The organism is Pseudomonas sp. Sample_16, assembly GCF_004307665.1.
GTDB lineage: Bacteria > Pseudomonadota > Gammaproteobacteria > Pseudomonadales > Pseudomonadaceae > Aquipseudomonas.
The window spans coordinates 44,185-69,174 of the sequence record NZ_RCOB01000025.1 but is presented as its reverse complement, the minus strand read 5'-3'; the positions used below and the strand labels follow the sequence as shown (position 1 = coordinate 69,174).

Below are 24,990 nucleotides of genomic sequence, written 5' to 3'. Positions count from 1 at the left end.
GCTGGACAACTGGACAGGCGAGTCAGGTTCGCGAACAGCCCACTAGTATATAGAGGGGGGGATCGGCACAATAGCCGAGCCTATATGGCATTGTGAAACTACTGTGATGGAAAAGAGCTGACGCTTCGTCGGATGTTTTTTTGGTCGATTTGGCGACAACTGAACTGTATCGTGGATTTAACAGTCTTTTTCGCCGCACGGTCGCACAATGTCGGTTCATGCAGCTATAAATATTTGGAACTTTTGCCAAAGGCCCAAGATCAATAGACGGTTGCCTGATTCAAGGGACAGTGTCGGCTTCAGCGCGGGATCTGCTTTGGATCCTTGCCGGCGAAACCGATGACAAGATTATTCGCGCAGCCGGGGAATCTCGCGCTGCGTTTTTCGTGCGTGCCGATCAGAGCCCGCAGGAAACTTGCCTGGAGGGGGAGAACTTTTGCGAAAAGCCCGAGTCTATGTTTGCAAGTCCGGACGTTTAGTTGTGCAAGCCTCCTTCGAGCTTATCGAGGAGTGTTCATGCTAACCCAGGAAGAGGATCAGCAGCTGGTCGAACGCGTTCAACGCGGCGACAAGCGAGCGTTCGATCTGCTAGTGCTGAAATACCAGCACAAAATTCTCGGGTTGATCGTGCGTTTTGTGCACGACACCCATGAAGCCCAGGATGTGGCACAGGAAGCCTTTATCAAGGCCTACCGTGCACTAGGAAATTTTCGCGGAGACAGCGCGTTTTATACGTGGCTTTACCGCATCGCCATCAACACGGCGAAGAACTATCTGGTTTCACGCGGCCGCCGGCCGCCGGATAGCGATGTCAGTTCCGAGGATGCAGAGTTCTACGATGGCGATCATGGCCTCAAGGATCTCGAGTCGCCAGAACGGGCTTTGCTGCGGGATGAGATCGAAGGCACCGTCCATCGAACCATTCAGCAACTGCCGGAAGATTTGCGTACGGCTTTAACTTTACGTGAATTCGATGGTCTGAGTTACGAGGACATTGCGAGCGTCATGCAATGTCCGGTGGGCACCGTGCGCTCCCGGATCTTCCGCGCCCGGGAGGCCATCGATAAAGCCCTGCAGCCGTTGTTGCAGGAAAACTAAAGACAGCGGCGACAGCCAAGAGAGGAACGCCATGAGTCGTGAAGCCCTGCAGGAATCGCTGTCCGCAGTGATGGATAACGAAGCGGACGAATTGGAATTGCGTCGGGTACTCAGTGCCTGTGACGATGTTGAAACTCGTGAAACGTGGGCTCGTTATCAGATCGCTCGGGCAGCAATGCACAAGGATCTGCTGCTTCCACGTCTGGACATTGCTGCGGCCGTTTCGGCAGCCCTGGCTGACGAAGCCGTACCGGCAAAAGCCACTCGTGGTCCATGGCGCAGCCTGGGTCGTCTGGCTGTCGCTGCTTCGGTAACGGTTGCCGTACTGGCGGGCGTTCGCCTGTACAACCAGGACGAGATCGCCGGTGTCGAACTGGCTCAACAGTCCAGCCAACAGAATCTGGCCGCTCCTCAAGTCAAGGGCCCGGCTGTTCTGGCAGGCTACAATGAGAGTTCGGAAGCCACTGGTCCAATGGCCAACGGCGTATTGCAGGGTCAGCCAGGCTGGCACGATCAGCGTCTGCCAAGCTATCTGCGCCAACATGCTCAACAGGCTGCATTGAAGGGCACTGAGAGCGCTCTGCCTTACGCTCGTGCCGCAAGCCTGGAAAACCGTTAAGGAGGATCATGCGCGCCAAACCTCTACTTTCGCTTCTGCTCGGTGGCTGGTTCGTTGTTCCAGCCCACGCCGATGAAGCCCAGGACTGGTTGACCCGTCTTGGTCAGGCCGAGCAACAGCAAAGCTTCTTCGGTACCTTCGTCTACGAGCGTAACGGTAGTTTTTCTACCCATAACATCTGGCACCGCGTCCATGATGGAAAAGTCCGCGAGCGTTTACTCCAGCTCGACGGATCGGCTCAGGAGGTTGTGCGCGTTGATGGTCAGACACAATGTGTCAGCGGCACCCTGATAGCAGGGCTTGGGGACTCTCCCAATTCCGCCGCTCGTGCACTTGATCCACAAAAGCTCAAGAATTGGTATGACCTTGCGGTTATCGGCAAGTCGCGTGTTGCCGGGCGTTCAGCGGTAATTGTGTCTTTGACGCCTCGCGACCAGCACCGCTACGGTTTTGAGTTGCACCTGGACAAGGAAACCGGGCTGCCACTCAAGTCGTTGTTGCTCGATGACAAGGGGCGCCTGCTTGAGCGATTCCAGTTCACGCAACTGGACACCGCTGATGTTCCGTCCGATCGCGATTTGCAGCCCGGCAGCGATTGTAAGGCGGTCAACCTCGACAGTGACAAGGCTTCGGCGGTGAAGACAGCCCAGGCCTGGCATTCAGACTGGTTGCCACCCGGATTCGAGCTGACCAGCAGCACGGTACGCAAGGATCCCGAGACCAAAACCCAGGTCAATAGCCTGATGTATGACGATGGTCTGGCGCGTTTTTCTGTATTCCTTGAGCCATTGAACGGCGCTGCCGTCACTGATACCCGCACTCAGTTGGGGCCAACGGTGGCTGTATCCCGGCGATTGACCACTGCGCAAGGTGAAATGATGGTGACGGTAGTGGGTGAAATTCCGGTCGGCACCGCTGAACGGATAGCCTTGTCCATGCGCAACGACGCCACTGCAACCAAGCAGTGAGCTGCAGTCGAAATGTTTCGTGAGCATTTCAGTTTGCAAATCCCCCCAAAATTTTTTATAGGTCAGAGCCCCTCGGCTCTGGCCTTGTTTGTTGTTCCCGGAACAAAAATACCGGCGTATCTTTCTCGGTGTTCCTTGATCCATATCGCTTAACCATGCTCGTCGTAACGGGAGCCGTATGTCGATACCACGCTTGAAGACTTATCTTTCCATTTTTGCCACCGTGCTGGTGCTCGGTCAGTCGGTCGCTGCACAAGCAGTCGAATTGCCTGACTTTACGCAACTGGTTGAACAGGCGTCGCCCGCGGTCGTGAACATCAGTACCACGCAGAAGCTGCCGGATCGTAAAGTGAACCAGCAGATGCCTGACCTTGAAGGCTTGCCGCCAATGCTGCGCGAATTCTTCGAGCGCGGCATGCCGCCGCAACCGCGATCGCCGCGCGGCGATCGTCAGCGCGAAGCCCAATCCCTGGGTTCGGGTTTCATTATCTCGCCAGATGGCTACATTCTGACCAACAACCATGTGATCGCTGACGCTGACGAAATTCTTGTGCGTCTTGCCGATCGCAGTGAAATGAAAGCCAAACTGGTCGGTACTGATCCTCGCTCCGACGTGGCGTTGCTGAAAATCGAAGGCAAGGATCTGCCGGTTCTCAAACTCGGCAAATCCCAGGATCTGAAGGCCGGTCAATGGGTTGTGGCGATCGGTTCGCCGTTCGGTTTTGACCACACCGTCACTCAAGGCATCGTCAGCGCCGTCGGTCGTAGCCTGCCGAATGAAAACTATGTGCCGTTCATTCAGACCGACGTGCCGATCAACCCGGGCAACTCCGGTGGCCCGTTGTTCAACCTCAACGGGGAAGTGGTTGGCATCAACTCACAGATCTACACCCGTTCCGGTGGTTTCATGGGCGTGTCGTTCGCGATTCCAATCGACGTGGCCATGGACGTTTCCAATCAGCTCAAAAGTGGCGGCAAAGTCAGCCGTGGCTGGTTGGGTGTGGTGATTCAGGAAGTGAACAAGGATCTGGCCGAGTCGTTCGGCCTGGAAAAACCGGCCGGTGCGCTGGTTGCCCAGATCCAGGATGACGGTCCGGCTGCCAAGGGTGGTCTGCAGGTGGGTGATGTGATTCTGAGCATGAACGGTCAGCCGATCGTCATGTCCGCCGATCTGCCGCATCTGGTGGGTGCACTGAAATCGGGGTCCAAGGCTAATCTGGAAGTGATCCGCGAGGGTAAGCGCAAGAACGTCGAACTGACGGTCGGAGCCATTCCTGATGAAGACAAGGAACTCGATGCATTGCCGAAGTCTGGTGCAGAGAGCAGCAGCAATCGCCTGGGTGTGTCGGTTGTCGAGTTGACCGCGGAACAGAAGAAAACCTACGACCTCAAAAGTGGCGTGGTGATCAAGGAAGTGCAGGAAGGTCCTGCCTCGATGATCGGTCTGCAACCGGGTGATGTCATTACTCACCTGAACAACCAGGCGATCGAGTCCACCAAGCAATTCACTGACATCGCCAAGGCGCTGCCGAAGAATCGTTCGGTGTCGATGCGTGTATTGCGTCAGGGGCGCGCCAGCTTCATCACCTTCAAACTGGCTGAATAAACCGGTTGCAGGTTGAACAAAAAAACCGCCTCGAAAGAGGCGGTTTTTTTATGCGGGTTTCAAATTATCCCATCATGTCCTTGATCATGCGCTCCTGCTCCATCAGCTCTCGCTGGCGGGCATCGATGCGTGACGACAGTGGGAAGTTGGTGCCAGCCTTGCGCTTGGCGAAGTCCAGTTGCTGGATAGCCTGGCGGTAGTCGCCGACCAGCGCGAAGTATTCGGCCCGTGCCTGATGCAGGCCGATGATGTTGCCCGACAAGCCGCGCGTTTCTGCCACCTGATACCACACGTCCGGATCGTCCGGGCGTGACTTGAGCAGGCCTTCCAGCGCTTTTTCGGCGTCCGCGGCGCGGTTTTGTTTCAGCAGCAGATCGACACGCACCTGGTTCAGTGGATAGTTGCCGGGGTATTGAGTCAGCATCCGGTCAACCCGCGTTTGCGCGTCGGCCAGCCGATTGTTGGTGATATCCAGATCAATCTGCGCGAGGTTGTAGATGATCTCGTTTGGCGCCTTGGCCAACAACAGCTTGAGATTTTCCCGTGCCTCGTTCAATTGGCCGCCCTTGACTTGGGCGATGGCCAGGCCGTAGCGAGCTACATCGCTTTTCGGGTTTTCATCCAGCTGGGCACGGAAGCGCTTGGCACCCAAACCTGGCGTTTCCTCATAGATCAATTGAACGCGAGCGCGAATCAATTGATAACGCAAGGTGTCTTCGATACCACCCTGTGGCGCCTGTTCGGCGCGGTTGCGGGTGTCCGCGATCCGCGATTCAGTAACCGGGTGAGTCAGCAGGAATTCCGGTGGCTTGGCATCAAAACGGTACTGCCGCCCCAGGCGCTCAAACATGGAGGGCATCGAGCGCGGATCGTATCCGGCTTTTTCCAGGTTGAGGATGCCGATACGGTCGGCTTCCTGTTCGTTCTGGCGAGAGAAGCGCCGTTGTTCCTGGATCGCCGCCGCCTGCGTACCCGCAATGGCCGCGATCCCGGCATCACCGGCACCGGCTGCGGCAATCACGATACCGGCCAGCAGCGCGGCCATCATCGGCACTTGCATGCGTTGTTGTGCTTCAACGCCACGGGCAAAGTGGCGCTGCGACAAGTGAGCCAGTTCGTGCGCCAGTACCGAAGCGTATTCGCCTTCGCTCTGGGCGTTGAGGAACAAACCACCGTTGACCCCGACAATGCCGCCGGGTGCTGCGAAAGCGTTAAGTTGTGGACTGTTGATCAGGATGAACTCAAGACGCCGGTCATTGACCTGGCTGGTTTCGACAAGGCGATAAACGCTGGATTCGACGTAGTCCTTGAGTTGCGGGTCGTTGAGTTGTGACACCTGGCTGCGCAAAAGCGCAAGCCAGGCGCGGCCCAGCTGGTATTCCTGCTGCGGCGAGACAATGGCAGAACTGGCGTCGCCGAGTGACGGCAGGTCGTCGGCGAAGCCCGGTGAGGCGAGCAGGCAAGCGAGCGTCAGCAGGGTAGGGCGCAAAAAAGTCATGCACAAAGCCTTAGTCGACAAAGAGCTTACTGTAGCCGGACACCAGCCCTGCGACCAGATATTCTAGGCAACTCGACTACCCGACCCGGAGTGATGCAATGATCGATGCTGTAGCCCATGACGTTGAGCTGGACGCCAGCGGCCTGAATTGTCCGTTGCCGTTGCTCAAGGCCAAGATGGAACTCAATCGGATGGCCAGTGGCGCGATACTCAAGGTCATTGCCACCGATGCGGGCTCGCAGCGCGACTTTCGCACCTTTGCCCGATTGGCCGGTCATACGCTGCTTCGTGAAGAAGACGAGGCGGGCGTTTACCGTTACTGGTTGAAAAAAGCCTGAAACCTGCGGCATTTGTTCTTAAGGATTATTGATGTTCAAAGTGTTACGCGACTGGATTCAGCGCTATTTCTCGGATGAAGAAGCAGTGGTGTTGGCGGTACTGCTGTTTCTTGCGTTCACTGCGGTCCTCACCCTGGGCGGCATGCTGGCGCCAGTGCTGGCCGGGATGGTGCTGGCCTACCTGATGCAAGGGTTGGTGGTGGCGCTCGAACGGATGCGCGTGCCGGGCTGGGTGGCGGTGGGGCTGGTTTTTGCCTTGTTCATGGGGGTGCTGCTGGTATTCATCGTGGTGGTCGTGCCGCTGCTTTGGCATCAATTGATCACGTTGTTCAATGAATTGCCGGGCATGCTCGCCAAGTGGCAATCGCTATTGTTGTTATTGCCCGAGCGTTACCCGCATCTGGTATCCGACGAGCAGGTGCTGCGGGCCATCGAAGCGGCGCGGGGCGAGATAGGAAAATTTGGCCAGTGGGCACTGACGTTCTCGCTATCGAGCCTGCCGTTGCTCGTGAATATCATGATCTACCTGGTCCTGGTGCCGATCCTGGTGTTCTTCTTTCTGAAGGATAGAGCCATGATCGGCCAGTGGGTGCGTGGCTACTTGCCACGCGAGCGGGCATTGATCACCCGGGTCGCCCATGACATGAACCGACAGATCGCCAACTACATTCGCGGCAAGGTCATCGAGATTTTCATTTGCGGTGGCGTGACCTACATCGCCTTCGTTGTTTTGGAACTCAACTACGCGGCGCTGTTGGCATTGCTGGTGGGAATTTCGGTAGTGGTGCCTTATGTCGGCGCCGTGGTGGTGACCGTGCCGGTGTTTCTGATTGCACTGTTCCAGTGGGGCTGGAGCGATGAATTCATCTACTTGATGGCGGTGTACGGGATCATCCAGACGCTGGATGGCAACGTACTGGTGCCGCTGCTGTTCTCCGAGGCAGTCAACTTGCACCCGGTGGCGATCATCTGTGCAGTGCTGCTGTTTGGCGGGCTGTGGGGGTTCTGGGGGGGGTTCTTTGCCATTCCCCTGGCGACACTGTTCAAGGCGGTGCTGGACGCGTGGCCGCGCAAGGAGCCGGTCGTGGCGCCACTGCTGTAGATTGTGGTGAAACGAAAAAAGATCGCAACCTGCGGCAGCTCCTGCGGGATTGGGTTCGATGCGCAGAAACGGCGACGAACTCTATTCTTGCAGGACCATGGGCTGCGATCTTTTTGGTATCAGGCCTTGTTCAGCGCCTGAGCGGCAGCCAGCACGGCATCAACATGCCCCGGCACTTTCACGCCGCGCCATTCCTGACGCAAGACGCCATCCTTGTCGATCAGGAATGTACTGCGATCCACGCCCATGTATTCCTTGCCGTAAAGCTTCTTCAGCTTGATCACGTCGAACAGCTGGCAAAGCGCTTCTTCCTTGTCGCTGATCAGCTCGAACGTGAACGCCTGCTTCGCCTTGAAGTTCTCGTGGGACTTCAGGCTGTCGCGAGAAACCCCGAACACTTCGGTATTGGCGGCTTTGAAAGCCTGCAGTTGATCGCGAAAGCCCTGACCCTGGGTCGTGCAGCCCGGTGTGCTGTCCTTTGGATAGAAGTAGATCACCACTTGCTTGCCTTTGAGGTTCGCCAGGCTGACGGTCTGCCCGCTGGTGGCGGGTGCTTCGAAGTCGGCAACCGGTTGGTCGATGGCAACGGCCATGAAAAGCTTCCTTACATTGGGTTCTGTGGGCGCCACGGTTCGATCAGGGCATCCAGGTTCAGCGCGTCGGCGAAGTCCAGGAACTGATCGCGCAGCCAGCTGATTTGCACGCCGGCCGGCAACGTCACGGTAAATGTGGCATTGAGCATGGTCCCGCCGGTCTGCGGTGCCTGATACGTGTCGCAGGTCAGGTTTTCCAGCTCGACGTTGTGATCCATGAAGAACTGGCACAACTCGTTGATGATGTCGGAACGGTAGGCCGAACTGACATAAGCAACATAAGGCAGGGCCTGGGGACGATTCTCCAGAGCCGCGCTGCGTACCACGTTGACGGTAAAGGCGTGCCGTTTGGCCAGTACCGGCAGGCTGCCTTCCAGGCGTGCCAGGGCATCCCAGCTGCCGGAGACTTCGAGAACCAGCGCACTGCACTCGCCATGACGGGTCAGGCGGGAGGTGACCACGGCGCAGCGGTTTTCATGGCTGGCACGGCACAGGACGTTGGTCAGCTCCATGGGGTTGGCGCCGAGGGCACTGATGACAAGGAATTGTTCGCGAACTGTGGGGGTGGACATGCAGCATTCCTAAAGCGATGAGCGGTCGGTACTTCTATCGGCTCGTTCTGCCGGGAGTGAGCCTGCGAATGCGGATTCAGAAAGCTCCGGGCGCAGGCTGCAACGTGCTCCAGTATGGCAGGAGCGGAGGGTGGCAACGCTGGGACGGGGCTTGTGATGCCGAAATTGGAGGCTCAAACCCGATGTACGAGCTTGTCAGTATCGATCAAAGTCTGAAGGGTAGCGAAAAGCGACGCCAAGGGGAATGGCGGCAGCGCAGTACTTCGCTTGTACAAGCATCTTGGCGCCAGTACCATTACCGCTCTCTTTTTCCGGCAGGAGCGGTTTCATGATTGCGGGCAGTATGGTGGCACTGGTCACACCCATGGATGCACAAGGGCGTCTTGACTGGGCCAGCCTCAGCAAGCTCGTGGATTTCCACCTCGAGAACGGCACCCATGCCATTGTCGCAGTCGGAACTACCGGCGAGTCGGCAACCCTTGATGTCGAAGAACACATTGCCGTCATCAAAGCCGTGGTCAAGCAGGTCAACGGTCGCATTCCGGTGATTGCCGGTACCGGCGCCAACTCGACTCGCGAAGCCGTCGAGCTGACCCGTAACGCCAAAGAGGCCGGCGCCGACGCCTGCCTGCTGGTCGTGCCGTACTACAACAAGCCGACCCAGGAAGGCCTGTACCAGCACTTCAAGCACATTGCCGAAGCCGTCGACATCCCTCAGATCCTCTACAACGTTCCTGGCCGCACTTCCTGCGACATGCAGGCCGAGACCGTCATCCGCCTGTCCACCGTGCCGAACATCATCGGCATCAAGGAAGCGACCGGCGATCTGAAACGCGCCAAAGCCATCCTCGATGGCGTCAGCAAGGATTTCATCGTCCTGTCCGGTGATGATCCGACCGCTGTCGAGCTGATCCTGCTGGGCGGCAAGGGCAACATCTCGGTGACTGCCAACGTCGCTCCGCGCGAAATGGCCGATCTATGCGAAGCCGCTCTCAAGGGCGACGCCGCGACCGCCCGTGCAATCAACGAAAAACTGATGCCTCTGCACAAAGACCTGTTCATTGAAGCCAACCCGATTCCGGTGAAGTGGGCTTTGGTTGAAATGGGCCTGATGCAGGAAGGCATTCGCCTGCCGCTGACCTGGCTGAGCGCACCTTGTCATGAAACGCTTCGCACGGCCCTGCGCCAGTGCAGCGTCCTGGTTTAATTGAGGAAGTACTACGCATGAAGCGAATGGCCGGACTTTCCGCACTTGCCTTGATTATCTCCAGCACCAGTGGCTGCGGATGGATCTGGGGCCCGGAAGGTTATTTCCGTGACCGTGGTAGTGATTACCTGGAAGCGCAACAGACTGCACCGATGCAACTGCCACCCGACATCACCACCGCCAAGCGTCTGGATCCGCTGTTGCCGATCCCGCGCAACGTCGCCGACGACACCGCCAAGGGCGAGTATGTTGTGCCTCGTCCGCAGCCGTTGTCGGCCGCTGCCGATGCCAGCCCGTACTCCCTGCAAAAAAGCGGCGACTCCCGCTCGATCCTGGCGCAGAACCCTCCGGCCGAAATCTGGCCCGTGGCTGTTCAGTTCTTCCAGGACAACGGTTTCCGCCTGGATGAACAGCGCCCGCAAACCGGTGAGTTCACCACCTCCTGGCAGCGTTCCGACGAACTGTCTGCTGCCATGGCCAAGCGCCTGAGCGCTGCCGGTGTCAGCACCGACAGCGAAACCCGTGTACGGGTACGTATCGAGCCGGGCGTGCAGCGTAATACCAGTGAAGTCTACGTGGTCAGCGCCGAGCGTCCCGCCGGCAGCACTGCCGACGTCGCTTTCACCAACCGTTCGGTCAACACAGGCCTCGATGCTGCACTGGTCGACGACATGCTGGCGAGCATGAGCCGCATCTCCGAGAAGGGCGGTTCTGTCTCCATGCTGGCTTCGCGTGATTTCGATGCGCCAAGCCGTGTCAGCCTCAGCGAAGACGGTAGCGGCAACCCGGTGCTGAACGTCGGTACCGATCTGGACCGTGCCTGGTCGAGCGTCGGTCGTGCGCTGGAACAAGGCGAGTGGCGCGTTGAGGACATCAACCGCAGCCTGGGCCTGTACTACATCAACCTGGCCGAAAAAGCCGAGAAGAAAGACGACAAGCCTGGCTTCTTCAGCAGCCTGTTCGGCAGCGCGCCGAACAAGGAAGAAGTTGAAGCCCGCGCCGAGCGTTATCAGGTTCGCCTGAGCAAAGTTGGCGAAAACGTTCAGGTTACCGTCGAGAAAAACATCAACACTGTCGCGCCTGCTGACGTCGCGCGCAAAGTGTTGAGCGTCATTCAGGACAACCTGGGCTGATCAAATGCGTTTTGCCGTTCTCGGCAGCGGTAGCCAAGGGAACGGCACGCTGATAGCCAGCGCTGAAACGTATGTGCTGGTGGATTGTGGTTTCTCCCTGCGGGAAACCGAAAAACGCCTGCTGCGCCTGGGTGTGAACCCTGCGCAGCTGAGCGCGATACTCGTGACCCACGAACATGCCGACCACGTGCATGGCGTGGGTTTGCTGTCTCGGCGCTACAATCTGCCTGTCTACCTCAGTCGCGGGACCTTGCGCGGGATGCGCAAACCGATTGAACCCGCAGGCCTTCTGGCCGGTGGCGAGCAACTGCAAATCGGTGCCTTGAGCATTGGTGTCATTGCCGTGGCCCACGATGCGCAGGAACCGACGCAATACGTTTTCAGTGATGGTGAGCGGCGCTTCGGCCTGTTGACCGATCTCGGCTCGTATTGCGACAAGGTGCTGGACGGCTATCGGGACCTCGATGCGTTGATGATCGAGGCCAACCATTGCCGTGACATGCTGGCTCGCGGTCACTACCCGTATTTTCTCAAGCAGCGGGTAGGCGGTGAACTGGGGCATTTGAACAACCACCAGGCGGCATTCCTGGTGTCCGAGTTGGGCTGGCAAGGCCTGCAACACCTGGTCCTGGCCCATCTGAGCAGCAAGAACAACCTGCCGCAGCTGGCCCGGCAATGTTTTGTCGATACCCTCGGGTGCGACCCGGACTGGCTGCAATTGGCCGATCAAGATTCAGGGCTCGACTGGCGACATATCGCCTAGCCCATCTACTTAGCAAGCGGAGCCCATCATGGAAAAACGTGAAGAACTCTACCGCGGCAAAGCCAAGTCGGTTTACAAGACCGACGACGCTAACCGTCTGATCCTGCTGTTTCGTAACGACACTTCGGCGTTCGACGGCAAGCGCATCGAGCAGCTTGACCGCAAAGGCATGGTGAACAACAAGTTCAATGCCTTCATCATGCAGAAACTCGAAGCCGCCGGTGTGCCGACCCAGTTCGACAAACTGCTGGGCGACAATGAGTGTCTGGTGAAGAAACTGGACATGATCCCGGTTGAATGCGTTGTGCGTAACTACGCCGCTGGCAGCCTGGTCAAGCGCCTGGGTGTTGAAGAGGGCATGAAGCTCAACCCTTACACCTTCGAACTGTTCCTGAAAGACGACGCCAAGGGCGACCCGTTCATCAACGAATCCCACGTCGTGGCGTTCGGTTGGGGCACCGCCGAGCAACTGGTTCGCATGAAAGAACTGTCGCTCAAGGTCAACGAAGTCCTGAGCAAACTGTTCGACGACGCCGGCCTGCTGCTGGTCGACTTCAAACTGGAATTCGGCGTTTTCCACGACGGCACCATCGTCCTGGGTGACGAGTTCAGTCCGGACGGCTGCCGCCTGTGGGACAAGGCCACCGGCAAGAAAATGGACAAGGACCGCTTCCGTCAGGGCCTGGGTGACGTCATCGAAGCCTACGAAGAAGTCGCCAATCGTCTGGGCGTACCGCTTTAATCGACGCAAGCATCTGATAGCACAGAAATATTTCGCTCAGGGGGTTCGCTTCCGGCAAAAGTGTTGTTATGATGCGCGCCGTTGGAGAGATGCCAGAGTGGCCGAATGGGACGGATTCGAAATCCGTTGTACCTTCACCGGTACCTAGGGTTCGAATCCCTATCTCTCCGCCATTACATAGAAAAAGCCCCGTAGCTGAACAAGCTGCGGGGCTTTTTTGTTTGTCCGGTTTTTTTGTCGATGATTGATCGTCGGACCGAGCATCGTTTCGATGTAAGAAAAATATGCCGATTTACGAGAAAAATTACTCTCTGTTGTCGCTGAATTTACCGCTCCCTTAATCCATTGGCCGCCCCCGAGGTTCAGCGTTTTCTCCCGAAATATTCTCTGACACCCCCAGACTTCCCTCGAAAAAAACCTCATCTACTCTGGCATGCACAGGTCAGCGACCTGTTGTAATCAGCCATCGCAAGGAGCGAACTATGTATTTTGAGATTTACAGGCAAACCCGCGGCTCGATCCTGACTGGCAAAGGTCAGTGGAGGTGGCGTTTGCGGGCAGGGAATCATGAAACGATCGCCAGTGGCGAGGCATACGTCAACAAAGCTGATTGCGTGCATGCAATCAGCTTGATCAAGGGGACATCTGACCTGACGCCGGTCAAGCAGCTCCAGGCATGACGTGTCGAAGCTGCTCAATATCAGGGCAGCTTCGTTATATAGACGCCGATTGCGACATCTCCCTAAACTGTCGGCAGTTTTTTAGCGCGGGGGCAATGGATGAATCGCAACGAACTACGCAAGGCCGACATCAACCTGATGGTGGTGTTTGAGTCGCTGATGCTTGAGCGTAATGTCACCAAGGTGGCGAAGAAGCTGTTTCTCGGCCAGCCAACCATCAGCTCGGCGCTCAACCGCTTGCGTACGATGTTCGATGATCCTTTGTTCATTCGCGTCGGTCATCGCATGGAGCCGACGGCGCGGGCCGAAGAGATCTTTCGCTATCTGTCGCCGGCACTGGATTCGTTATCGGTGGCGTTGAGCCTGACCCACGATTTCGACCCGGGTAACAGCACCATGACCTTTCGGATCGGGATGTCCGACGATGTCGAGTTCGGTCTGTTGCCGCCCCTGCTGCGCGCGTTGCGCCAGGAGGCGCCGAAGGTGGTTTTCGTGGTGCAGAATGTCGATTACTGGCGAATTCCAGACTTGTTGGCGTCTGGGGATATTACGGTGGGTATCAGCCAGACTCGCGGCCTGCCGGCAAACGCGAAGCGTAAATTGCTGCGCCATATCTCTCCCAGTGTTTTGCGCGCCGATGCCTCCGATACGCCGTTGACGGTCGATGAATATTGCTCGCGCCCCCATGTGCTGGTGTCGCACATCGCCAACGTCAGCGGTTTTGCGGATGAGTGGCTGGCGCAGATCGGTCGGTCGCGTCAGGTGGTGCTCTCGGTGCCGCAGTACAGTTCGTTGCCGGCTTTGCTTGCAGGGACCGATCTGATTGCCAGCCTGCCGGATTACACCGCTGCAGCGATGGCGGCTTCGGGTCAGTTGTTCATGGAGCCGTTTCCGTTCAAGACCCCGACCCTGGAACTGTCCATGGTCTGGCTCAGTCATGCCGACAGCGATCCTGCCGAGCGCTGGTTGCGCTCACGAATTGAAGCATTCATGGGTGAACGCGATCTGATGTCGCTACCCCAATAACCACGGCAGCGCTGTGCTATATGTACGTACTTGCCATTGATCTACAGGAATCCCGCCATGCCTCACCTGCACCTGGAATATACCGCCAATCTGCCTGATCTGAATGCCGATGTGGCGCTGATGCGGCTCAACAATACGCTGGTGGCTTCCGGTCAGTTCGGTGCCGAGTCCGACATCAAGAGTCGCGCGGTCAAGGTAGAGACGTTCAAGATCGGGACCGCATTGGCCGAGCGGGCGTTCGTGCACGTGAAGCTGGCGGTGTTGAGCGGTCGTTCTGCGCAGATCAAGCAGCAGTTATCCGCCAGCCTGTTAGCGGTGGTGCAGGATTTGTGTGCGTGGCCGGCAGGCGTTGAAGTTCAGCTATGTGTGGAGATTCTCGACATTGATCGCGAGTCGTACGCCAAGACCGCAATCGCCGTCTGAATTTCAGGACATCTTCTGGTCGGCGCAAGCCATCATCACTTGCTCACGCAACCAGGTGTTGGCGCTGTCTTGATCCAGCCTTTGACTCCAGCGCATGTCGAGCGTGAAGCCCGGCAAGCCCTCGGGGGCTTCACGGTGGTCGAAGGCGGCCTGCTCGGCCAGTAATTGCTGGATCCGTCTGGGCAAGGTCAAAATGAAGTCAGTGCCGGTGATCATCTTTAGCGCCGCGCCGTAGCTGTTGGCTCGAGCGACAATCTGCCGTTGTTGCGCCTGCTGCGCCAACCAACCGTCGACCATATTGGTGGTGGAAGTCCAGGGCGTTGGGAACACATGCCGGCGCTCGACGAAAGTTTGCAGGCTCAGCCGCGGTTCCAGCGGCGTGGCACGCCTGTCGAAGACACACACCAGATCATCCTCCATCAGCACCTGCGCATTGAAATCGCCGTGGCTGCGGTGAAAGTTCGGGCCGAAGCCAATCACCAGATCAAGGCTGCCATTCCGTAGAGCATCGACCGGAATGTCTGTTTCGAATTTGTGCACGTTGACCATCACCGCAAGGTCGGCCATAGCAAAGCGCTTCAGCAATTGCGGCAGGATCAACTGCTCGAAGTATTCCGGGGCACAAATGTTGAAGGTCGCCGGTTGCAAGGCCGGATCGAATGCCGGTGCGCCGCTGTGGCACAGGTTGATGCTTTCGAGAATCTTCAGCACATGCGGGTACATGCTGCTGGCTTTGGAAGTGGGGTGCATGCCGGTGCGGGTATTGATGAACAAGTCGTCGGAGAAACCGTTGCGCAGTTTTTTCAGGCAGTAACTCACGGTGGACTGGCTGACGCTCAGCGCTTCGGAGACCTCGGTGACACTTTGTTGCTCATACACGGCGACGAACACCATGAGGTCCTGCATGTCGAGCTTTCGTAACACGTTACTGTTGAGCATTCCTTCCGTCCCACTGCGCATATTGCGCGGATCGTGCGCAAACTTGTGCGAACGATCCTAGCGGAATGCCAGCGCGAGGAGAATCTCGCGCAGGCATGCAACTGTGAGCAGCTGTTGGCAAGTCAGTGAAAGTGTCGGGCGTAGTGCCGCGGATTGAAGCGCAAGACCATCAATAGCATCAGGACCATCACTGCGGTGAGTGACCACCAGGCCCATTCGAAGCTGCCGAGCTGATCGCGGATCATCCCGGCCAACAGCGGCGAGAGCCCGGCGATCAAATAACCGATTCCTTGCACGAATGCGGTCAGGCCACCGGCGCGTCGGGGTTCATCCAGATGATCCAGCGACACGATCAGGCTCATCGGGAACAACCCGCCAATGCCCAGGCCCAGCAGGCACGGCCACAGCAGGCTCAGGTGTTGCGGACTCAAGATCAGCCCGCAGAAACCGGCGATGATCAACGCCAGCAACGCCGCCAGCACCAGGCGTCGATCACGGCTGCGATTGGCGATGGCGGGCGTCAGCAGGCCCGACAGCACCTCCATGGCGGTCAAAAAGCCCAGCAACAGTCCGGCGTTTTGTTCGCTCCAGCCTTTTTCCACGTAATACGGCGCCAGCCAGGCCAGAACACAGGTGTAGGACGCCGTGCCCAAACCAAAGAAAACCGCCAGCAGCCAGGCGCGGGAATTGCCGAAGAAAGATCCATTGCTCGATGGCTTTGCGTCCTGAACCGGCATCCTGGCGCGTTGGCCGTACCAGAACAGCAACGCCAACACCGCCAGCAGGGCCCAGATCGCCAGGCCGGCACGCCAGCTACCCGTGCGGACCATCACCAGTGGCGCGAAAGAAGCGGCGATAGCGGCACCGGCCATGATCGACGTGACGTAAAGCCCCATGCACAGGGATACATGGTCGCTGAAGCGGGATTTGATCAGCACCGGCATCAGCGCCTGTATCAGCGCAATACCGATGCCGGCCAGTACGGCGCTGAGGATCAGTTCGGACGCCGAATCGATGAATAACCGCGAGACGGTGGCGATACCGATGATCAATAGCGAAAGCACAACGGTGCGTTGTGAACCCAGGCGCTGACTGACGGCTAGCCCGAAGAACATCGCCAGGCCCATCGCCATGACGGGCAGCATGGTCAGCAGTGACGCCAGGCTGAAACTCAGCGCGATGTCGCCACGAATGGCCGACAGTAAAGGCCCGACGGCGGCCATGGAGGGGCGCAGGTTCAGGGCTACAAGAATGATGCTGAGCATTAACCAGAGGGCAGGGCGGGAGGTTGCGCGAACGTTTTCCATAATCGGTCCTTGAGAAACAGGAGATCGATTAGGCGCGCCAGTGGGGGAGGCGGCAAATCAGAAAATCCGCCGCGGTATTCAAAAATTAAATAGGTCCCTGCGGGAGCGAGCTTGCTCGCGAAGAGGGCATGACATTCAGCATCACCGTTGCCTGATAAACCGCGATCGCGCGCAGGCTCGCTCCCATAAGGGAATGGAGTTGTATTCACCCGCTCCCTGAACTACAGCTGAATCATTCTCAAATATTCTAAAAGTGTCAGGCTAATCTCAGAGGCCAACTAATCGTTGGCTTCTTTTTCACAAAAAATTGATGGTCGACTGCGCAGAATCAGTGTTGTCGCGGTAAATGAAATTTTCACATACGCCGTGGGCACTTCTTTTCAGGAACAGCCAATCTCATGTTGAAGATTAAAGCCGTGCGCTCCGAGTGGGTGACACTGATTGCCAGCGCATTCTTATTAGCAGCTTTCAACTTTGTCTTGTGGCAACACTTGTTCGAGATTACGGCGGCAGATGGCAAGGGTGTCGTCATGCGCGTGGCTTTCGGTGCGATGATCCTCGCCGCCTTCAACATTGTGCTGACCTTGCTGGCGTTTCGGCCCGTCATGAAGCCCGTGCTGACGCTGTTGTTCATGGTCAGCGCTGGCGTCGCCTATTTCATGAGTCAGTACGGCGTACTGATCGATGCCGGCATGTTTCGTAACTTTGCTGAAACCAATGCCACGGAAGTTCGTGACTTACTGTCACTAAAGTTGTTTGTTTATATTCTGATGTTGGGTGTATTACCGTCGTTGCTGTTGTGGAAAACACCGATCAATTACCGTCGCTGGCACCGTGAACTGTTGAGTAAAGTTCTGGTGAGTGTGGCGTCGCTAGCCGTCATCGGCGGTGTGGCACTGGTCAACTATCAGGGCCTTGCTTCATTGTTTCGCAATCACCACGAATTGCGACTGATGGTGGTGCCCAGCAACTACATCGGGGCATCTTTTGGCTACTTGCGTGAGCAGGTCGCGTCTGCCCGACAACCCTTTGCCACTGTTGGCGAAGACGCCCAGCGAAATCCGGTTTGGCAGACCCATGGCCGCAAATCCCTGACGGTGCTGGTGGTGGGTGAAAGCGCCCGGGCCGAGAACTTTGGCATCCTCGGCTATGACCGCGACACCACGCCAACGCTGAGTAAAGAAGCCGGCCTGATCGCCTTTACCGATGTGCATTCCTGTGGCACTGAAACCGCCGTCTCGGTGCCGTGCATGTTTTCCAATATGGGGCGCAAGGATTACAGCGCGAGCAAGGCGAAGAACGAAGAGGGGCTGTTGGACGTGCTCAAGCGAGCGGGTCTGGACGTGATCTGGCGCGACAACCAGTCGGGCTGCAAAGGCACTTGTGATCGGGTCACGCTCGAGGATGTCAGCAAGTTGAAGGACCCGGTATTGTGCGCCAACAGTGAGTGCCGCGACGAGATCCTGCTCCAAGGCCTGCAGCATTTCATCGATAACCTGGATAAAGACACGGTACTGGTGTTGCACCAGATGGGCAGTCACGGCCCGGAATACTTCAAGCGCTACCCGAAAGAGTACGAACGATTCACGCCGGTTTGTGAGAGTAATGCGCTGAACAATTGCAGCCGTGAAAGTATCGTCAATGGCTATGACAATACCCTGGTGTATACCGACCATGTGCTGTCGACACTGATCGATTTGCTGCGCAACAATCAGGACAAGGTCGATACGGCGATGCTTTACCTGTCGGACCATGGCGAATCCCTGGGCGAGTACAACCTTTTCCTCCACGGCACGCCGTACATGCTGGCGCCGGACCAACAAAAGCATGTGGCGATGCTCGCCTGGTTCTCCGACAGTTATCAAAAGTCATTCTCCGTCGACACCCATTGTCTGCAGCTAAGCCGTGAAAAGCCTCTTAGCCAGGACAACCTGTTCCACTCGATGCTGGGGTTGCTGGAGGTCAACAGCAAAGTCTATAACCAGGATCTGGATATGTTTGCCGGATGCCGCGCAGCAGTGATCGATGGCGTGTTGGCGAATAAATGAGTGTTGCGTGATCCGAGATGGTTTGGCCTGCATGTCCTGCAAGGCAGGTCGAATGGGAGTTGACGGGCTATTCTTCGGGTACGCCAGGTGTTTTCGTTGATGCTCTTGTTCAGTGGATGCGCGGAAATCGCCGGGGGCGATATATACTGCGGGCCATTCTTCAAGGGAGAGCCGTGTGGCCATCGATATTCACTGGATTCGCGACAACGATAGCCTCGGTCAATTTTGCGCCGAGTGGCAAAAGTTGCCATTCGTTGCCCTCGACACCGAATTCATGCGGGTCGACACCTTTTATCCGATCGCAGGTCTGCTGCAGATTGGCGATGGCGAACGCGCTTACCTGATTGATCCGCTGACCATCGATAACTGGCAACCTCTGGCCGCGTTGCTGGAAAACTCAGCCGTGGTCAAAGTCGTGCATGCGTGCAGTGAAGACCTTGAAGTCTTGCTGCGCCTGACCGGCAGCCTGCCGGCGTCGCTGTTCGATACGCAACTGGCCGCCGCTTACCTGAACCTTGGGTTCTCGATGGGATATTCGCGACTGGTGCAGGAAGTGCTCGGCATCGATCTGCCCAAGGGCGAGACCCGTTCCGACTGGTTGCAACGTCCGCTTTCCGAAACACAGATCAGTTACGCCGCGGAAGATGCCGTACATCTGGCAGAGGTGTTCGTAAAACTGCGCCCGAAGCTTTCCGACGACAAATATGCCTGGGTGTTGGAGGACGGTGCCGAACTGGTCGCCAACCTGCGTCGCGAGATCGACCCGTACGAGGTCTATCGCGACGCCAAACTGGCCTGGAAGCTGTCCCGCGCTCAGCTCGCGGTACTGCGTGAACTTTGCGCCTGGCGCGAAAAAGAAGCCCGTGCCCGTGACCTGCCGCGCAATCGCATCATCCGCGAGCATTCGCTGTGGCCGCTGGCGCGCACGCAGCCAGACAACCTTGGCGCGTTGGCGAAGATCGAAGACATGCATCCGCGTACCGTGCGTCAGGACGGCGAGTTTCTGCTTGATCTGATCAAGCGCTCTGGCAGTGTGTCGCCCGATCAATGGCCGCCCGCCGTGCCGGAGCCGTTGCCAGTGGACGCCGCCGCACTGCTCAAACAGCTGAAAGCCATCGGCCAGGTTGAAGCCGAGCGTCTGAACATTGCGCCGGAACTGATGCTGCGCAAGAAAACCCTGGAAGCGCTGCTCAAAAGCGGCTTCCCCAATGGTCCCTACCAATTGCCTGATTCGCTGCGTGGCTGGCGCCGCGAATTGATGGGCCAGGCGCTGCTCGACAGCCTGGCCACCGCCGGAGAACAGCCTTGAAACGTATTTGCTCCATCTACCGCAGCACCAAACGCAATGAAATGTACCTTTATGTACTCAAGAGCGATGCTCTGGAACGCGTACCGGAAACCTTGATGGCCGCCTTCGGCAAAGCCATCCACGCCTTCGACCTGGTGTTGAGCCCGGAGCGCAAACTGTCGCGCGAGGACATCACGGTGGTGCTGGAGAACCTCGACAAGCAGGGTTACCACCTGCAAATGCCACCGGCCGAGGACGAGTACATCGAACATTTGCCGGAAGAGTTATTGCGACGCAACGACCCTATGTGATCGGCAGACAGGCTCTGTTCAGAGTCTTGATGAAACACTGGAATGATTTTGGCGATGGTCGCGCTGGCAGGGCGAAGCTCTGCCGGCGGCCGTCTGCACTGTTTTTGAAAGGTTTGATGCATGCGCGTTCTGATTGCTGAACACGACCACCCGGTGTACGCCCGCCTGTTGCGGGAGGCCGCGCCTGATCTGGAAGTCTTGACCAGTGGCGACTCTGCCGAACTGGCCCGACAGGCTGCCGATTGCCCGATCTGGCTCGGCCAGCCTGATTTACTGGCGACTTTGCTGCGCCAGGGTCACCAACCACAATGGCTGCAATCGACATGGGCTGGCATTACGCCGCTGCTGGCGGACGGCCTGCCGCGGCACTACCGCCTGACCCGCGCCGTGGGGATTTTTGGCCAGGTGATGGCCGAGTATGTGCTCACCTACATGCTGGGCCATGAGCGCGAAGTGCTGGCGCGGTTGGTCAGCCAGGTCGAACGCAAATGGGACAGTCGCCATGGTCAGAGCCTGGCGGGGCGCAAGGTGCTGATTGTCGGCACGGGTGACATCGGCCAGACCGTTGCGCAGTTCCTGATGCCGTTTGGCGTTGAACTGTATGGCATTGCCAGCAGTGCCCGGGAGCAGGCGCCATTTGTCGAAGTCGGCACGATGGCGGATTTGCCGCGCTTGGTCGGTGAAGTGGATTATGTAATCAATCTGCTGCCAAACACCCCAAACACCCACGATATCTACGATGCGGCGCTGTTCAGGCAGTTCAAGCCAACCGGACTGTTCATCAATGTCGGGCGTGGCGTTGCGGTGGTCGATGCTGATCTGGTGGAAGCATTGAAAGAAGGTCATCTGGCAGGTGCGGTGATTGACGTCTGCCGCCAGGAGCCACTGCCGCAGCGCCATCCGTTCTGGACAGCCTGGGGTCTGTTGCTGACGGGACACAGTTCGGCACCGACTTCGCCATCGTTGATGGTCAAACTGTTTGTCGAGAACCTGCGGGCCTATCAGGCGGGCGAGGCATTGCGCGGGGAAGTGGATTTCAATCGCGGGTATTGAGCCCAGTGCGATCAAAACTGTAGGAGCGAGCCTGCTCGCGATGGACGGGAACGATAACGTGCCCTGTCTGAATGATCGCGGCGTCTGGGCATTCTTCGCCAGCAGGCTGGCTCCTACAGGTACAACGGTGCCCTCATTTAGAGGGAGAAATCGCCTTCAGTGGCCAGTTCGCTCAACGGACGACGCGGGCTTGGCTCTTCACGGGCTTGCAGGTACTCGGCCAGGGTGGCCTTGTCGCCCAGCTTGCCGACTGCCACGGCCGCGTGCAGGGCATAGCCTTCAGGAATGTTCAGCTCCTTGCGGGTCAGTTCCTGGTCGAAACCGGCCATGCCGTGAGTGTGCCAGCCACTCAGGCTCGCTTGCAGCGCCAGGTGGCCCCAGGCCGAACCGGTGTCGAAGGTATGCCACAGCGCCGGGGTTTCTTCAGTGGCGCCAGGTACCGCGAAAGTGGTTTTCGAAATCACGATGACCAGTGCCGAGGCGTGTTGCGCCCAGCTTCGGTTGAACTCGTTCAACAGGCCCAGATAGCGTTCCCAGTTTGGCGTATCGCGACGCGCGTAAAGAAAGCGCCAAGGCTGCGAGTTGTACGCCGACGGTGCCCAGCGGGCGGCTTCGAAGAAGCTCAGCAGGGTTTCTTCTGGAATGGCCTCGCCGGTAAAGGCGCGGGGCGACCAGCGATCGGTGAACTGAGGGTGAATGGCGTAATCGGCAACGCGTGGATTTGCACTCATCAAGAGATTCCTTGTGACATTTGAACATCGGGGCGACGCAAAACCCTACTTGGCGCCGCCAAAACTGACAAGCGCGTTCTACCGACAGTCGCCAATGCTTGGCCCGCAGGGCTGCGGGCACTAGACTGGCGGCCTTTTCATCACCTGATGTCGATGCTCGAACCATGGCCGCCAAAGTAGAACCGTTCTGGAAACGCAAAACCCTCGATCAACTCGATCAAGAGGAATGGGAATCGCTGTGCGACGGTTGTGGCCTGTGCTGCCTGCAAAAGCTTGAAGATGAAGACGACAACAGCGTCTATTACACGCGCATCGCCTGCAAACTGCTGGACTTGAAAACCTGCCAGTGCACCGATTACCCGAACCGTCGCGACTCCGTACCCGATTGCATCCAGCTCACGCCCGGCAAGGCTGACGAGTTCAAGTGGCTGCCACCGACCTGCGGTTATCGCCTGGTCAGCGAAGGCAAGGATTTGCCACTCTGGCATCACCTGGTCTGTGGTGATCGCGACGCAGTGCACCACGAGCGTATTTCCCAGTCCGGACGCATGCTCGCCGAAGGCAGCGTGCCGGAAGATGATTGGGAAGATCACCTGATTTTCCGCGCGGGTTAAGCGAACTGCGAGTCAACGGTTTCACCAAGGAGTGTGTATGGCTGTGGGGTGGCAGCGGGCGCTGATCGCAGGAATATGGCTATTGAGTTCGCCGGTGTGGGCGGCGAAGAAGGTCGATCTGGATTACCACGTGCTGCTGTTACCGCACAGTGATCAGGCGCAAGTGCGCTTGACCCTGGCCCAGGGCTCGGCGGTACGCAGCCTGGATTTCGCCCTCGGCGACGGCAGCCGTTACAGCGATTTCAAGGCCGACGGTCAATGGCAGCTCACACCCGGCAAGCAGGCCCGCGGCATCTGGCGCCCGGCGTCGGACAAGGCCAGCCTGACCTATCGCGTGCGTATCAGCCATGGCCGCAAAAGCGCCAGCTTCGATACACGCATGACACCGAGTTGGGCGTTGATGCGCGGCGACGATCTGGTGCCCGCCGCCAGGCTTGATCAGCAAGACGGGATCGAACTGGTTTCACGCCTTGAGTTTGAGTTGCCCAATGGCTGGAAAAGCGTCGAGACGGCCTGGCCGCGAATCGGCAAGAACAAGTTCCGCATCGACAACGTTTCCCGTCTGTTCGACCGGCCCACGGGCTGGATGCTTGCGGGCAACCTTGGCAGCCGCCGCACCCGGCTCGGTGAAACCGAAGTCACGGTGACGTCCCCGCAAGGCCAGGGCATGCGGCGAATGGATGTACTGACGCTGCTGACGTTTGTCTGGCCGCAAGTCCAAGCTGTGTTTCCTCGGCACCCCACCAAGTTATTGATTGTGGGTGCCAACGATCCGATGTGGCGCGGTAGCGTGGCGGCGCATGAGTCGATCTACTTCAACAGTCGCCTGCCACTGGTCAGCGAAAGCGGCGGCAGCGCGCTGGTGCGTGAACTGGTCCAGGTGTTCGGTCGGATCAATGACTCACAGCGCAGTGACTGGATCAGCGAAGGATTTGCCGAGTACTACGCCATTGAATTGCTGCGCCGCGCCGGCGGCATGAGCGATGAGCGGTTCGAGAGCCTGCATGGAAAACTGCTCAAGTCTGGCCAGAAGGTCACGACATTGCGCGGGGAGCAGGTCAATCCGGCGCAAGTGGCCAGGGCAGTGGTGTTGTTGCAGGATCTGGACCGCGAGATTCGCCTGAAGACGCGCAACAAGCGTTCGCTGGATGATGTGGTGCGCGGAGCGATGCGGCTGGAAAGCATCGATACCAAGGTGTTCGTGCAGCTCAGTGAGAGCGTACTTGGTGAGCCTTCCAGGGTGTTGGATAGCGAGTTGCTTCGGTAAAGATCAAAAGACGCAGCCTGCCGGCGCTCCTGCAAATGAGCTTTGCAGGTGCGCCGGCAGGCTGCGATCTTGTGATTTTCAGGCTTTCGGCGACTTCAACGAATCATTGCCGGTGACCGTAGCGGTTTTGGTCGCCGCTTCGGCATTGGCCTTCAGCGTCTTCAACTCTTCACCGGCACGCTGGATTCTTGCCCGCACGTTGTCCATGTCCTGACGACTTTTTTCCAGCAGGCTTTTGGCCGAGCTGTGGCCGGTGATGCCACGGGCCAGGGCCACGCCGCCGATAGCCACCTGGATCAGGCCAAAGATGCCGCCGCGCCGCAGACCCTTGCCGACCATTACCACGCCCCCGGCCAGCGAGCCGATGCGTTCCCAGCCCTGAACGTTTTGATCGGACGGGCTCTGGAAGGGGGTGGATTCGATGCGTTCTACGCGTTTGAGTTCGCTCATGATCTGTCTCCAGGCAGCAAGGACTGTTTCAGTAATCGATAGTTAAGCTGACTGCGCAGGCGTGTCGCTTGTTCCATCGAATGTGCGGCAACTCAGCGGAATTTTGGTCCCGAACGAGTATTGAGACCCTTGGCCATGCGGTCGTAGAGCACGACGTTGACCGTAGCGGCCAGGTTCATGCAGCCGGTGGTCGGGATGTAGACCACGTCTTCGCACCAGTCGCGAATTTCCTTATCCAGCGAACCGTCTTCCGGGCCGAAGATGTACAGCGCGCGGTCCGGGTGGGTGTACTCGGGCAGCGGACGGGCGCCCTCGACCAGTTCCACGGCGACCGGAACGCAATTGAGGGGCAGGATTTTCTTCAGGTCATCGATGCCGATCAGTGGGATGTCGTAATGGACGCGCTTGGTATCGGTGACGAAATCGGCGGCCCGTTCATAACGCTTGCCCGTGTAGAACACCGACGCCACGCCATAGCAGCCAGCGGCGCGCATCACGGAGCCGACATTCTCCGGTGATTTGGGGTTGAACAAACCAATGCAGCTGTACCGTTTGTCTGCCACGAGCGGGGTGCCTTTTGCGAAAAAAGCGCGATTATACGGGGATTGGGGGAG

27 protein-coding genes and 1 tRNA gene are annotated in these 24,990 nt (G+C 58.0%); 20 read left to right on the top strand and 8 right to left on the bottom strand.

The features are described 5' to 3' along the window. Positions 1-516 precede the first annotated feature (516 nt). The 4 genes from rpoE to D8U69_RS03400 all read left to right on the top strand — a co-directional run bounded on the left by rpoE (position 517) and on the right by D8U69_RS03400 (position 4,291). The gene (gene rpoE, locus D8U69_RS03415) at positions 517-1,098 is read left to right on the top strand and encodes an RNA polymerase sigma factor RpoE (protein WP_003172477.1); all 582 of its coding nucleotides are present in this window, start codon (positions 517-519) and stop codon (positions 1,096-1,098) included. A 31-nt stretch (positions 1,099-1,129) separates the two neighbouring features. Beyond that, positions 1,130-1,717 (top strand): RseA family anti-sigma factor, encoded by a 588-nt coding sequence (locus tag D8U69_RS03410; RefSeq protein WP_056856020.1) that lies wholly within the window; start codon positions 1,130-1,132, stop codon positions 1,715-1,717. Positions 1,718-1,725: 8 nt separating this feature from the next. After that, the gene (locus D8U69_RS03405) at positions 1,726-2,685 is read left to right on the top strand and encodes a MucB/RseB C-terminal domain-containing protein (protein ID WP_130904296.1); all 960 of its coding nucleotides are present in this window, start codon (positions 1,726-1,728) and stop codon (positions 2,683-2,685) included. Positions 2,686-2,863: 178 nt separating this feature from the next. Next, positions 2,864-4,291 (top strand): DegQ family serine endoprotease, encoded by a 1,428-nt coding sequence (locus D8U69_RS03400; RefSeq protein WP_056856018.1) that lies wholly within the window; start codon positions 2,864-2,866, stop codon positions 4,289-4,291. 64 nt (positions 4,292-4,355) lie between these two features. Here D8U69_RS03400 and D8U69_RS03395 read toward each other — a convergent pair whose 3' ends face one another. After that, positions 4,356-5,789, bottom strand: coding sequence for a M48 family metalloprotease (locus tag D8U69_RS03395; RefSeq protein ID WP_056856017.1), 1,434 nt, complete (start codon positions 5,787-5,789; stop codon positions 4,356-4,358). 98 nt (positions 5,790-5,887) lie between these two features. On the opposite strand from D8U69_RS03395, the gene D8U69_RS03390 reads away from it, so the two are divergent. Together D8U69_RS03390 and D8U69_RS03385 are read left to right on the top strand one after the other, a co-directional pair. Continuing rightward, the gene (locus D8U69_RS03390) at positions 5,888-6,127 is read left to right on the top strand and encodes a sulfurtransferase TusA family protein (protein WP_056856016.1); all 240 of its coding nucleotides are present in this window, start codon (positions 5,888-5,890) and stop codon (positions 6,125-6,127) included. 31 nt (positions 6,128-6,158) lie between these two features. Continuing rightward, positions 6,159-7,229 carry an AI-2E family transporter gene (locus tag D8U69_RS03385; protein ID WP_130906685.1) on the top strand — a complete coding sequence of 357 codons (1,071 nt, stop codon included), beginning with the start codon at positions 6,159-6,161 and terminating at the stop codon, positions 7,227-7,229. A 119-nt stretch (positions 7,230-7,348) separates the two neighbouring features. On the opposite strand, the gene D8U69_RS03380 is transcribed toward D8U69_RS03385, so the two are convergent. Both D8U69_RS03380 and D8U69_RS03375 read right to left on the bottom strand, forming a co-directional pair. Then, entirely contained in the window at positions 7,349-7,822 is a 474-nt protein-coding gene (locus tag D8U69_RS03380; protein WP_056856014.1) for a peroxiredoxin, read from the bottom strand. An 11-nt stretch (positions 7,823-7,833) separates the two neighbouring features. Continuing rightward, on the bottom strand, positions 7,834-8,394 hold the full coding sequence (locus D8U69_RS03375) for a glycine cleavage system protein R (protein ID WP_056856013.1): 561 nt from the start codon (positions 8,392-8,394) through the stop codon (positions 7,834-7,836). A gap of 328 nt (positions 8,395-8,722) precedes the next feature. On the opposite strand from D8U69_RS03375, the gene dapA reads away from it, so the two are divergent. The 8 genes from dapA (at position 8,723) to D8U69_RS03330 (ending at position 14,368) form a co-directional block, all read left to right on the top strand. Continuing rightward, complete coding sequence (gene dapA, locus D8U69_RS03365) at positions 8,723-9,601, top strand: 4-hydroxy-tetrahydrodipicolinate synthase (protein WP_056856012.1); 879 nt, start codon at positions 8,723-8,725, stop codon at positions 9,599-9,601. A 17-nt stretch (positions 9,602-9,618) separates the two neighbouring features. Beyond that, positions 9,619-10,734 carry an outer membrane protein assembly factor BamC gene (gene bamC, locus D8U69_RS03360; protein ID WP_130906684.1) on the top strand — a complete coding sequence of 372 codons (1,116 nt, stop codon included), beginning with the start codon at positions 9,619-9,621 and terminating at the stop codon, positions 10,732-10,734. Between the two features lie 4 nt (positions 10,735-10,738). Further along, a complete protein-coding gene (locus D8U69_RS03355; protein ID WP_056856010.1) occupies positions 10,739-11,497 on the top strand; it encodes an MBL fold metallo-hydrolase in 759 nt (252 codons plus the stop codon). Between the two features lie 28 nt (positions 11,498-11,525). Then, positions 11,526-12,239, top strand: coding sequence for a phosphoribosylaminoimidazolesuccinocarboxamide synthase (purC, locus tag D8U69_RS03350; protein ID WP_047526793.1), 714 nt, complete (start codon positions 11,526-11,528; stop codon positions 12,237-12,239). Between the two features lie 83 nt (positions 12,240-12,322). Beyond that, positions 12,323-12,412: transfer RNA gene (locus D8U69_RS03345), tRNA-Ser, on the top strand. Positions 12,413-12,721: 309 nt separating this feature from the next. Next, the gene (locus tag D8U69_RS03340) at positions 12,722-12,919 is read left to right on the top strand and encodes a DUF1508 domain-containing protein (protein ID WP_056856009.1); all 198 of its coding nucleotides are present in this window, start codon (positions 12,722-12,724) and stop codon (positions 12,917-12,919) included. 99 nt (positions 12,920-13,018) lie between these two features. Continuing rightward, entirely contained in the window at positions 13,019-13,945 is a 927-nt protein-coding gene (locus D8U69_RS03335; protein ID WP_130904298.1) for a LysR substrate-binding domain-containing protein, read from the top strand. A gap of 57 nt (positions 13,946-14,002) precedes the next feature. Next, positions 14,003-14,368 carry a 5-carboxymethyl-2-hydroxymuconate Delta-isomerase gene (locus D8U69_RS03330; RefSeq protein WP_130904299.1) on the top strand — a complete coding sequence of 122 codons (366 nt, stop codon included), beginning with the start codon at positions 14,003-14,005 and terminating at the stop codon, positions 14,366-14,368. 3 nt (positions 14,369-14,371) lie between these two features. Here the strand turns inward: D8U69_RS03330 and D8U69_RS03325 are convergent, their stop codons facing one another. Both D8U69_RS03325 and D8U69_RS03320 read right to left on the bottom strand, forming a co-directional pair. Continuing rightward, complete coding sequence (locus D8U69_RS03325) at positions 14,372-15,307, bottom strand: LysR family transcriptional regulator (RefSeq protein WP_130906683.1); 936 nt, start codon at positions 15,305-15,307, stop codon at positions 14,372-14,374. Between the two features lie 122 nt (positions 15,308-15,429). Next, positions 15,430-16,614: a cyanate transporter gene (locus tag D8U69_RS03320; RefSeq protein ID WP_130906682.1), complete on the bottom strand. Its 1,185-nt coding sequence runs from the start codon at positions 16,612-16,614 to the stop codon at positions 15,430-15,432. Positions 16,615-17,012: 398 nt separating this feature from the next. Here D8U69_RS03320 and D8U69_RS03315 point away from each other — a divergent pair, with 398 nt between their 5' ends. From D8U69_RS03315 to D8U69_RS03300, 4 genes are all read left to right on the top strand, one after another. Further along, positions 17,013-18,662: a phosphoethanolamine--lipid A transferase gene (locus tag D8U69_RS03315; RefSeq protein WP_130904302.1), complete on the top strand. Its 1,650-nt coding sequence runs from the start codon at positions 17,013-17,015 to the stop codon at positions 18,660-18,662. A gap of 175 nt (positions 18,663-18,837) precedes the next feature. Then, positions 18,838-19,971 (top strand): ribonuclease D, encoded by a 1,134-nt coding sequence (gene rnd / locus D8U69_RS03310; protein WP_056856005.1) that lies wholly within the window; start codon positions 18,838-18,840, stop codon positions 19,969-19,971. Then, a complete protein-coding gene (locus D8U69_RS03305) occupies positions 19,968-20,261 on the top strand; it encodes a YcgL domain-containing protein (RefSeq protein WP_053155806.1) in 294 nt (97 codons plus the stop codon). The genes rnd and D8U69_RS03305 overlap by 4 nt, the downstream gene beginning before the upstream one ends. A 120-nt stretch (positions 20,262-20,381) precedes the next feature. Then, the gene (locus tag D8U69_RS03300) at positions 20,382-21,314 is read left to right on the top strand and encodes a D-2-hydroxyacid dehydrogenase (RefSeq protein WP_056856004.1); all 933 of its coding nucleotides are present in this window, start codon (positions 20,382-20,384) and stop codon (positions 21,312-21,314) included. Positions 21,315-21,451: 137 nt separating this feature from the next. Here the strand turns inward: D8U69_RS03300 and D8U69_RS03295 are convergent, their stop codons facing one another. Continuing rightward, positions 21,452-22,045 carry a nitroreductase family protein gene (locus D8U69_RS03295; RefSeq protein ID WP_056856003.1) on the bottom strand — a complete coding sequence of 198 codons (594 nt, stop codon included), beginning with the start codon at positions 22,043-22,045 and terminating at the stop codon, positions 21,452-21,454. A 164-nt stretch (positions 22,046-22,209) separates the two neighbouring features. Here D8U69_RS03295 and D8U69_RS03290 point away from each other — a divergent pair, with 164 nt between their 5' ends. Both D8U69_RS03290 and D8U69_RS03285 read left to right on the top strand, forming a co-directional pair. Then, a complete protein-coding gene (locus D8U69_RS03290; protein WP_056856002.1) occupies positions 22,210-22,659 on the top strand; it encodes a YcgN family cysteine cluster protein in 450 nt (149 codons plus the stop codon). 37 nt (positions 22,660-22,696) lie between these two features. Further along, entirely contained in the window at positions 22,697-23,926 is a 1,230-nt protein-coding gene (locus D8U69_RS03285; RefSeq protein WP_130906681.1) for a hypothetical protein, read from the top strand. A 78-nt stretch (positions 23,927-24,004) separates the two neighbouring features. Here the strand turns inward: D8U69_RS03285 and D8U69_RS03280 are convergent, their stop codons facing one another. Beyond that, entirely contained in the window at positions 24,005-24,376 is a 372-nt protein-coding gene (locus D8U69_RS03280) for a DUF2892 domain-containing protein (protein WP_056856000.1), read from the bottom strand. A gap of 92 nt (positions 24,377-24,468) precedes the next feature. Continuing rightward, a complete protein-coding gene (locus D8U69_RS03275; RefSeq protein ID WP_056855999.1) occupies positions 24,469-24,939 on the bottom strand; it encodes an RNA methyltransferase in 471 nt (156 codons plus the stop codon). Between the last annotated feature and the right edge of the window lie 51 nt (positions 24,940-24,990).

Coding starts and splice junctions, on each gene's coding strand:
- rpoE (WP_003172477.1), top strand. CDS start 517: ATGCTAACCCAGGAAGAGGATCAGCAGCTGGTCGAACGCGTTCAACGC.
- D8U69_RS03410 (WP_056856020.1), top strand. CDS start 1,130: ATGAGTCGTGAAGCCCTGCAGGAATCGCTGTCCGCAGTGATGGATAAC.
- D8U69_RS03405 (WP_130904296.1), top strand. CDS start 1,726: ATGCGCGCCAAACCTCTACTTTCGCTTCTGCTCGGTGGCTGGTTCGTT.
- D8U69_RS03400 (WP_056856018.1), top strand. CDS start 2,864: ATGTCGATACCACGCTTGAAGACTTATCTTTCCATTTTTGCCACCGTG.
- D8U69_RS03395 (WP_056856017.1), bottom strand. CDS start 5,789: ATGACTTTTTTGCGCCCTACCCTGCTGACGCTCGCTTGCCTGCTCGCC.
- D8U69_RS03390 (WP_056856016.1), top strand. CDS start 5,888: ATGATCGATGCTGTAGCCCATGACGTTGAGCTGGACGCCAGCGGCCTG.
- D8U69_RS03385 (WP_130906685.1), top strand. CDS start 6,159: ATGTTCAAAGTGTTACGCGACTGGATTCAGCGCTATTTCTCGGATGAA.
- D8U69_RS03380 (WP_056856014.1), bottom strand. CDS start 7,822: ATGGCCGTTGCCATCGACCAACCGGTTGCCGACTTCGAAGCACCCGCC.
- D8U69_RS03375 (WP_056856013.1), bottom strand. CDS start 8,394: ATGTCCACCCCCACAGTTCGCGAACAATTCCTTGTCATCAGTGCCCTC.
- dapA (WP_056856012.1), top strand. CDS start 8,723: ATGATTGCGGGCAGTATGGTGGCACTGGTCACACCCATGGATGCACAA.
- bamC (WP_130906684.1), top strand. CDS start 9,619: ATGAAGCGAATGGCCGGACTTTCCGCACTTGCCTTGATTATCTCCAGC.
- D8U69_RS03355 (WP_056856010.1), top strand. CDS start 10,739: ATGCGTTTTGCCGTTCTCGGCAGCGGTAGCCAAGGGAACGGCACGCTG.
- purC (WP_047526793.1), top strand. CDS start 11,526: ATGGAAAAACGTGAAGAACTCTACCGCGGCAAAGCCAAGTCGGTTTAC.
- D8U69_RS03340 (WP_056856009.1), top strand. CDS start 12,722: ATGTATTTTGAGATTTACAGGCAAACCCGCGGCTCGATCCTGACTGGC.
- D8U69_RS03335 (WP_130904298.1), top strand. CDS start 13,019: ATGAATCGCAACGAACTACGCAAGGCCGACATCAACCTGATGGTGGTG.
- D8U69_RS03330 (WP_130904299.1), top strand. CDS start 14,003: ATGCCTCACCTGCACCTGGAATATACCGCCAATCTGCCTGATCTGAAT.
- D8U69_RS03325 (WP_130906683.1), bottom strand. CDS start 15,307: ATGCTCAACAGTAACGTGTTACGAAAGCTCGACATGCAGGACCTCATG.
- D8U69_RS03320 (WP_130906682.1), bottom strand. CDS start 16,614: ATGGAAAACGTTCGCGCAACCTCCCGCCCTGCCCTCTGGTTAATGCTC.
- D8U69_RS03315 (WP_130904302.1), top strand. CDS start 17,013: ATGTTGAAGATTAAAGCCGTGCGCTCCGAGTGGGTGACACTGATTGCC.
- D8U69_RS03300 (WP_056856004.1), top strand. CDS start 20,382: ATGCGCGTTCTGATTGCTGAACACGACCACCCGGTGTACGCCCGCCTG.
- D8U69_RS03295 (WP_056856003.1), bottom strand. CDS start 22,045: ATGAGTGCAAATCCACGCGTTGCCGATTACGCCATTCACCCTCAGTTC.
- D8U69_RS03290 (WP_056856002.1), top strand. CDS start 22,210: ATGGCCGCCAAAGTAGAACCGTTCTGGAAACGCAAAACCCTCGATCAA.
- D8U69_RS03285 (WP_130906681.1), top strand. CDS start 22,697: ATGGCTGTGGGGTGGCAGCGGGCGCTGATCGCAGGAATATGGCTATTG.
- D8U69_RS03280 (WP_056856000.1), bottom strand. CDS start 24,376: ATGAGCGAACTCAAACGCGTAGAACGCATCGAATCCACCCCCTTCCAG.